Here is a 307-nt window from a genome sequence, read left to right on the forward strand (position 1 = left end):
TGGTCGGCAGTCTTAATGTCGGCCACTTCTTTGAACAGGTTCATCAGCTCCGGCAGATTAAAGAACTTGCTGAATCTCGTTCTTGCCCGGTAGCCGGTTCCCTCCGGTGCAAGCTCCAAAGCTGTGACGGTCTCTCCAAATCGGGAAGCCCAGCAGTCGAAGTGGGTCATGTTCAGCTCTTGCAGGCGTTCATACTGGAGATACCGCTGCATGGTGTAAAGCTCGGTCATGGAGTTGCTGACCGGGGTGCCAGTGGCAAAGATCACGCCACGGTTTCCGGTGATCTCATCCATATAGCGGCACTTGG

General features: G+C 54.7%; 1 protein-coding gene. It reads right to left on the minus strand.

Going from position 1 to position 307, the window contains the following annotated elements; genetic code table 11:
* Positions 1–307, minus strand: a 307-nt coding sequence (locus tag LI241_RS15615) for a hypothetical protein (protein WP_227151492.1), incomplete at both ends; no start/stop codon positions are given.

The organism is Longicatena sp. 210702-DFI.1.196 (genome assembly GCF_020563125.1).
GTDB classification, from domain to species: Bacteria; Bacillota_I; Bacilli_A; order Erysipelotrichales; family Erysipelotrichaceae; genus Longicatena; species Longicatena caecimuris.